This is a genomic window from Arthrobacter sp. 05T47 (assembly GCF_056395825.1).
On the sequence record NZ_JBFTKG010000105.1, the window covers coordinates 1 to 2,143 of the forward strand.

The window sequence follows — 2,143 nt, forward strand, 5'->3', positions numbered from 1 at the left end:
GGACGTGACCGCGAAGGGGATCAACGTGATCTCCGGCGGCACCGATGTGCACCTGGTCCTGGTGGACCTGCGCGAGTGCGAGCTCAATGGGCAGGAAGCCGAGGACCGCCTCGCGGAGATCGACATCACGGTCAACCGCAACGCCGYCCCCTTCGATCCGCGCCCGCCGATGGTCACCTCGGGGCTGCGGATCGGCACCCCCGCGCTGGCCACCCGCGGCTTCGGCGAGGCAGCCTTCGCCGAGGTCGCGGACATCATCGCCGAGGCGCTGACCGCCGACGCCGGCGCGGACCTGTCCGGCCTGCGCGCACGGGTGGAGGCCCTCGCCGCCGCCCACCCGCTCTACCCCTCGGTCAGCAACCTCTCCTGACCGTTTCCGGAGCCAGCCCGTCCGCGGGCTGGCCCCGGGACCGGCGGACCGGACTTTTCACGCGTGCTGCTCCTTCGTCGCTTTGACGCACGCTTTCGAAAAGCCCGGCTCCGCCGGCCCCTCGTGGACAGCTCACCCACCGCTCCGTTACCACATTTACCCAGTTAGGAACCCGGCCATGGCTGTTGGTGTCTTCGACCTCTTTTCCATCGGAATAGGGCCGTCCAGCTCGCACACCGTGGGCCCCATGCGGGCCGCCGCCGTGTTTGCCGAAGAACTCAAATCCCAAGGCAAGCTGGCAGACGCGGCGTCGCTGCGTGTGGACCTCTATGGCTCCCTTGCCGCCACGGGCCACGGCCACGGCACCATGACGGCCATCTTGCTCGGGCTCGAGGGCTTCCACCCTGAGCTGATCCTGCCCGAGGAAGTGGAGGAGCGGCTGGCCACGATCGCCGGGACCGGCATCCTGCAGCTGGCCGGTGCTGTGTCCCTGCCCTACGGTGTGAAGGACATCATCCTGCGCCCGCTCACCATCCTGCCCCGGCACACCAACGGCATGACGTTCACGGTCTCCGACGCCGCGGGCGCGGTTCTCCATACCGCCACGTTTTTCTCGGTCGGCGGCGGCTTCATTGTCCGCGAAGGCGAGGAAGACGCGGCCCAGCAGGAGCTCGAGGAGTCCAAAAAGGAACTCCCCCTGCCCTTCCGCACCGCCGCGGAACTGCTGGGACGCTGCCGGAAAACGTCCCTGGGCATCAGCGAAGTGATGCGGATCAACGAAGAGGACAGCCGGACGGCAGAGGAAATCCGGGAGGGCCTGCTGCACATCTATTCGGTGATGGAGGGCTGCGTCGAGGTCAGCCTCAAGCGCGAGGGGCTGCTGCCCGGCGGGCTGAAGGTCCGCCGCCGCGCCCCCGACTGGCACGAGCGGCTGCTGAAGGAAACCCGGGACCATGATCCTGACTTCCGGGACCCGAAGTACTGGCAGGAATGGGTGAACCTGATCGCCCTGGCCGTCAACGAGGAAAACGCCTCCGGCGGCCGCGTGGTCACCGCGCCCACGAACGGCGCGGCGGGCATCATCCCGGCGGTGCTCTACTACGCGCTGCACTTTGCCCCCGGCATGGACAAGGCAACCCAGGCCGACCGCGACGACGTCGTGGTCAAGTTCCTGCTGACCGCCGGCGCCATCGGGGTGCTGTACAAGGAGCAGGCCTCGATCTCCGGCGCGGAGGTCGGCTGCCAGGGCGAGGTGGGTTCGGCGTCCTCGATGGCGGCCGCCGGACTGGCCGAAGTCATGGGCGGCACGCCGGCGCAGGTGGAGAACGCCGCGGAAATCGCGATGGAGCACAACCTGGGCCTGACCTGCGATCCGATCGGCGGGCTCGTCCAGGTCCCCTGCATCGAACGGAACGCGATCGCGGCCGCGAAGGCCATCAACGCCGCCAAGATGGCCCTCTGGGGCGACGGCTCGCACCGGGTCTCCCTGGACGAGGTCATCGTCACCATGCGGGAAACCGGCCGCGACATGAGCTCCAAATACAAGGAAACCGCGATGGGCGGCCTCGCCGTCAACGTCGTCGAATGCTGAAGGAAAGAGAACTATGACACTGGCACCAGAAGGCCGGAAGATGCTGCGCATTGAGCAGCGAAACGCGGCCACACCGGTGGAACGTAAGCCGGAATGGATCAAGGCCAAGGTCCAGATGGGCCCCGAGTTCGTCCAGCTCAAGAACCTCGTCAAGAAGGAAGGCCTCCACACCGTGTGTGAGG

The 2,143-nt window shown here is 67.5% G+C and carries 1 protein-coding gene and 2 pseudogenes; all 3 read left to right on the forward strand.

The window, feature by feature from the left end; all coding sequences use genetic code 11:
- Positions 1 to 370, forward strand: a pseudogene (locus AC1DEY_RS22990) (serine hydroxymethyltransferase); the annotation flags it as partial.
- Positions 371 to 548: 178 nt separating this feature from the next.
- The gene (locus tag AC1DEY_RS22995; RefSeq protein ID WP_476870017.1) at positions 549 to 1,961 is read left to right on the forward strand and encodes an L-serine ammonia-lyase; all 1,413 of its coding nucleotides are present in this window, start codon (positions 549 to 551) and stop codon (positions 1,959 to 1,961) included.
- Positions 1,962 to 1,974: 13 nt separating this feature from the next.
- Positions 1,975 to 2,143 (forward strand): annotated as a pseudogene (locus AC1DEY_RS23000) (lipoyl synthase); the annotation flags it as partial.